We start from the raw sequence: 5,113 nt of genomic DNA, 5'->3' as shown, positions 1-5,113 counted from the left end.
GGCTTGCCGGCGATAGGGCCAGTACAAGCTAGTGAGCTTCCCCAGCCTTCAACCCCGCCGGCAGCTTGCGGGTCAGCAACACTGCCACCATGCTCACCGCCAACCCGATCCCGACAAAGTGGAAAGCATCGTTGTAGGCCATGATCATGGCCTGCTGATGGGTAATCTCGCTCAGCTTGCCCAGCGCTGCATTGTCATTGCCCAGGCGCTCCGCCAGTTGCGCCAGCCGTTCTGCCACCTGTGGGTTGCTCGGCACTACCGATTCGCGCAGGTAATCGAAATACACCTTGGTCCGCGCATCCAGCAACGTGGCCAGCAAGGCGATACCAATCGCACCCCCCAGGTTACGCAGGATATTGAACAGGCTCGATGCCGACCCCGCATCCTGCGGCTGGATGTAAGCCGTGGCGATAAGCGAAATGGTCACCATGATCATCGGCTGGCCCAGGGCGCGGATGATCTGGATCTGGTTGAATTGCGGCCCGGCAAAGTCCGGGTTCAGCACCCCCGAACCGAAACTGGCGGCGCCGAACAGGCAGAACCCCAAGGCGCACAACACTTTGGGTGACACCACCTTCATCAGTTGCGGCACCAACGGGATCAGGAACAGCTGCGGGACACCCATCCACATGATCACCTCGCCGATCTGCAGGGCGTTGTAACCCTGCACCTGCGCCAGGTACAGCGGCAACAGGTAGATTGACCCGTACAGGCCTACGCCCATGCCCAGGCTGGCGATGCTCGACAAGCCGAAGTTGCGGTTACCGAGAATGCGCAGGTTGATCAGCGGGTGCGGCTTGGAAAACTGCAGGATGACGAAGGTGATGAGGCTGATCAGGGCGATGCTGCCCAGGCCAACGATCAAGTTCGACTCCAGCCAGTCCTTGCGGTGGCCTTCTTCGAGAAACACCTGCAGGCAGCCCAACCCCAGGCCCAGGGTGACGATGCCTGCGTAATCGGTGCTTTTCAGCAGTTCCCAGTGCGCCTCTTTCTTCTCCAGCCCATACATCAGACCGGCAATCATCACCAGGCCGGGCGGGATGTTGATGTAGAAGATGTACTCCCAGCCCCAGTTCTCAGTCAGCCAACCGCCCAGCGTGGGGCCGATGGAGGGGGCGAACGTGGCGGTCATGGCGAACATCGCCATGCCTTTGGCGCGGTGGTGTTCGGGCAGCTTGATCAGGGTAAGGGTAAACGCCAGCGGGATCAGTGCGCCGCCGGTAAAGCCTTGCAGGGCGCGGAACAGGATCATGCTCTCCAGGTTCCAGGCCATCGAGCACAGCAGTGACGACAACAGAAACCCTGCAGAAACCCACACCGCCAGGCGCCGCGCCGAGAGTAACTGCACCAGCCAGGCAGTCAGCGGGATCATGATGATTTCCGCCACCAGATACGAGGTGGAAATCCATGAGCCTTCCTCCAGCGTCGCTGACAGTGCGCCCTGGATGTCTTTCAGCGACGAATTGGTGATCTGGATATCCAGCACCGCCATGAACGCACCGAGCATCACGCTCATTACCGCGATCCAGTCGCGGCGGGTGGGCTCAGCGGTGGGCCGGAGCAATTGATCACCGGCCATTGTGGCCTTCGCTTTCGCTGCGCAGGTCGACGGTGGCAGTCACCGACATGCCGGGGCGAATGCGCCCGTGCAGCGGGTTGTCGGCGCTGAAGGTGAGTTTCACCGGGATGCGCTGTACCACCTTGGTGAAGTTGCCGGTGGCGTTGTCGGGTGGCAGCAGGCTGAATTGCGCGCCCGAGGCAGCGAAGACACTGTCGACCCGGCCTTCGATGGGGGTATCCGGGCAGCTGTCGAACAGCAGCTCGGCGCGTTGCCCGGGCTGCATCCGGCCGATCTGGGTTTCCTTGAAGTTGGCCTGCACCCAGATGTCTTCGTCGGGCACGATCGACAGCAGGTAGGCGCCAGCCTGCACCACCTGGCCATTGCGCGCGTTGCGCTGGCCGATGGTGCCGCTGATCGGCGCGCGGATTTCGCAGCGGGTCAGGTTCAGTTCGGCCTGTGCCAGGTCGGCGCGGGCGTTGGCGATCTGTGCATCAAGGCGTTTGAGGTCGGCGTTCAGGGCGTTGACCTGCTGGCGCTGGCTTTGCAGGTCGGCGCGGGCTTTGTCGACCTGAGAGCCGGCGACATGGCTGTCCGCCGACAGGGTGGTGACCCGCTCTTCGGATATGAAGCCTGGCTTGCGCAGCTTTTCGGCACGGCTCAGGTCCACCCGCGAGCGCTCGAACGTGGCTTGGTTGGCTGCCACCTGCGCCTGCCCGGCGGCGATCAGGCTACCCTGCTGGGTCAGGCGGCTTTGCGCTTGCGCGTATTCTGCTTCGCGGGTAGCCAGGGTAGCGCGGGCGCGGTCAACCGCCAGCTCGAAGTCTGCTACTTCCAGGCGCACCAGCAGGTCACCTTTGTTGACATGCTGGTTGTCCTCGACCGGCACCGCCTCGATACGTGCGCCCAGCTGGCTGGAAATACGGGTGATCTCGCCCTGTACGTAGGCGTTGTCGGTACTCTCGTAGAAGCGGCCCTTGAAGTACCAGTGGGCCAGAAAGGCGAGGGCGATGATGGCCACCAGGGTGAAGAAGACCAGCAGGCGACGTTTGAGTTGGGCAGGCATGGGCACTATCGTTCCAGAAATGTAAACAAATTTAACAGCGCTGCAGGGGCTGTCGACAAGTGACGTTCGCGCCATTGCTGGAGCCCGGTGCCTGCCTCCTGCTAACATCCCGCCTTTGTTTCATCTTCAGTTCGAGACCTTCCATGACCACCGTACGTACGCGTATCGCGCCATCGCCTACCGGCGACCCCCATGTCGGCACTGCCTACATCGCCCTGTTCAACTACTGCTTTGCCAAGCAGCACGGCGGTGAGTTCATCCTGCGCATCGAAGACACCGACCAGCTGCGCTCCACGCGCGAGTCGGAACAGCAGATCTTCGACGCCCTGCGCTGGCTCGGCATCGAATGGAACGAAGGCCCGGATGTGGGCGGCCCGCACGGCCCGTACCGGCAGAGCGAGCGTGGCGAGATCTACGCGAAGTATGCCAAGCAGCTGGTGGATGCCGGTCATGCCTTCTACTGCTTCTGCACCGCCGAAGAGCTGGAGCAAATGCGTGCCGAGCAACAGGCCCGCGGCGAAACCCCGCGCTACGACGGCCGCGCGCTGCTGTTGAGCGCCGAAGAAGTGCAGCGCCGCCTGGACGCCGGCGAGCCACATGTGATCCGCATGAAGGTGCCGAGCGAAGGTGTCTGCGTGGTACCGGACATGCTGCGTGGCGATGTCGAGATCCCATGGGACCGCATGGACATGCAGGTGCTGATGAAGAACGACGGCCTGCCGACGTACTTCCTGGCCAACGTGGTGGACGACCACCTGATGGGCATCACCCACGTACTGCGTGGCGAAGAGTGGCTGCCGTCGGCGCCCAAGCTGATCAAGTTGTACGAATACTTCGGCTGGGAGCAGCCCAAGCTGTGCTACATGCCGCTGCTGCGCAACCCGGACAAGTCCAAGCTGTCCAAACGCAAGAACCCGACCTCGGTGACCTTCTACGAGCGCATGGGCTTCATGCCTGAGGCGATGCTCAACTACCTGGGCCGCATGGGCTGGTCGATGCCGGACGAGCGCGAGAAGTTCTCGCTGGACGAAATGGTCGAGCACTTCGACCTGTCGCGTATTTCGCTGGGTGGCCCGATCTTCGACATCGAGAAACTGTCCTGGCTCAACGGCCAGTGGTTGCGCGAACTGCCGGTCGAGGAATTCGCCACACGGCTGCAGAAGTGGGCATTCAACAGCGACTACATGATGAAGATTGCCCCGCACGTGCAGGGCCGGGTCGAGACCTTCAGCCAGGTTGCCCCGCTGGGCGGGTTCTTCTTTGAAGGCGCGCTGAAACTGGATGCCAAGCTGTTCGAAAGCAAAAAACTGTCGGCCGACCAGGTGCGCCAGGTGATCCAGCTGATCCTGTGGAAGCTCGAAAGCCTGCGCCAGTGGGAAAAAGAGCGCATCACCGGCTGCATCCAGGCCGTGGTCGAGGCGCTGGAGCTGAAGTTGCGTGATGCGATGCCGCTGATGTTCGCCGCCATTACCGGCCAGGCCAGCTCGGTGTCGGTACTGGACGCCATGGAAATCCTCGGCCCCGACCTGACCCGCTATCGCCTGCGCCAGGCCTTGGACCTGCTGGGTGGCGTTTCGAAGAAAGAAAACAAAGAGTGGGAAAAGCTGCTGGCTTCTATCGCTTGACGGTGTTTTGAAAGCTGCCGCTGAACCGTGTAGTAGCAGCCGTGTGCCGCGAAAGGGCCGCAAAGCGGCCCCGATGATTTTGCTTCAAGGCGAAGATTGTGGGACCGCGCTGCGGTCCTATCGCGACACAACGCCGCTCGTACAAGGGTTCGAGGGTGAGGTTTTGCTGGGGCAGGGCGGTAAGTGATTGTTATCTGTGAAAAAACTTTTGAATATTTTCAAAATTTCGTTTGACAGCCCTGCAATCCGATCTTAATATGCGCCCCGTCCACAGCGATGAACGAAAACGAATCGTCAGGCACCCAGCCAGCGGTTCAGTTCAAAGCGACATTGTGGGGCTATAGCTCAGCTGGGAGAGCGCCTGCATGGCATGCAGGAGGTCAGCGGTTCGATCCCGCTTAGCTCCACCAATTTTGCCGCGGTTCGCGTAAGCGGATCGGCACGAAGGTTACGTCCCCTTCGTCTAGTGGCCTAGGACACCGCCCTTTCACGGCGGTAACAGGGGTTCGAGTCCCCTAGGGGACGCCACTTTTTCCTGCGTTTTGCAGGGCTTAAAAAGGCTCGTCGATTATTGATGAGCCTTTTGTTTCGGGCTATAGCTCAGCTGGGAGAGCGCCTGCATGGCATGCAGGAGGTCAGCGGTTCGATCCCGCTTAGCTCCACCAAATTCCGCTTGTCAGTCAAGGCTGGCAAGCAAGACCGGGTCCAGCAACCGGGTCTTGAAGGTAAGAAGGTTCGTCCCCTTCGTCTAGTGGCCTAGGACACCGCCCTTTCACGGCGGTAACAGGGGTTCGAGTCCCCTAGGGGACGCCAGTTTTACACAAGCGATGGTGCACTTGTCGCTGGGCCGCGAGGCTAGAAATC

General features: G+C 61.2%; 3 protein-coding genes and 3 tRNA genes. 4 read left to right on the top strand and 2 right to left on the bottom strand.

Translation table 11 applies throughout. From position 1 onward, the window contains the following. Window positions 1-28 precede the first annotated feature (28 nt). Window positions 29-1,579, bottom strand: coding sequence for an MDR family MFS transporter (locus ACK1VC_RS08635; RefSeq protein WP_016485502.1), 1,551 nt, complete (start codon window positions 1,577-1,579; stop codon window positions 29-31). Beyond that, window positions 1,569-2,624, bottom strand: a complete 1,056-nt coding sequence (locus ACK1VC_RS08630) for an HlyD family secretion protein (RefSeq protein WP_449117940.1) — start codon at window positions 2,622-2,624, stop codon at window positions 1,569-1,571. Before ACK1VC_RS08630 ends, ACK1VC_RS08635 begins: the two co-directional genes overlap by 11 nt. Window positions 2,625-2,767: 143 nt before the next feature. Here ACK1VC_RS08630 and gltX point away from each other — a divergent pair, with 143 nt between their 5' ends. The 4 genes from gltX (at window position 2,768) to ACK1VC_RS08610 (ending at window position 5,062) form a co-directional block, all read left to right on the top strand. After that, window positions 2,768-4,249, top strand: coding sequence for a glutamate--tRNA ligase (gene gltX, locus ACK1VC_RS08625; RefSeq protein ID WP_016485504.1), 1,482 nt, complete (start codon window positions 2,768-2,770; stop codon window positions 4,247-4,249). Window positions 4,250-4,583: 334 nt separating this feature from the next. Then, a tRNA-Ala gene (locus tag ACK1VC_RS08620) sits at window positions 4,584-4,659 on the top strand. Window positions 4,660-4,701: 42 nt separating this feature from the next. Then, a tRNA-Glu gene (locus tag ACK1VC_RS08615) sits at window positions 4,702-4,777 on the top strand. 209 nt (window positions 4,778-4,986) lie between these two features. Further along, window positions 4,987-5,062 (top strand) — tRNA-Glu (locus ACK1VC_RS08610). The last annotated feature ends 51 nt before the right edge of the window (window positions 5,063-5,113 follow it).

The sequence above is a fragment of the Pseudomonas sp. XP2 genome (genome assembly GCF_053557975.1).
The sequence above is the reverse complement of the archived record's forward strand: the minus strand, read 5'-3'. Positions and strand labels throughout refer to the sequence as shown.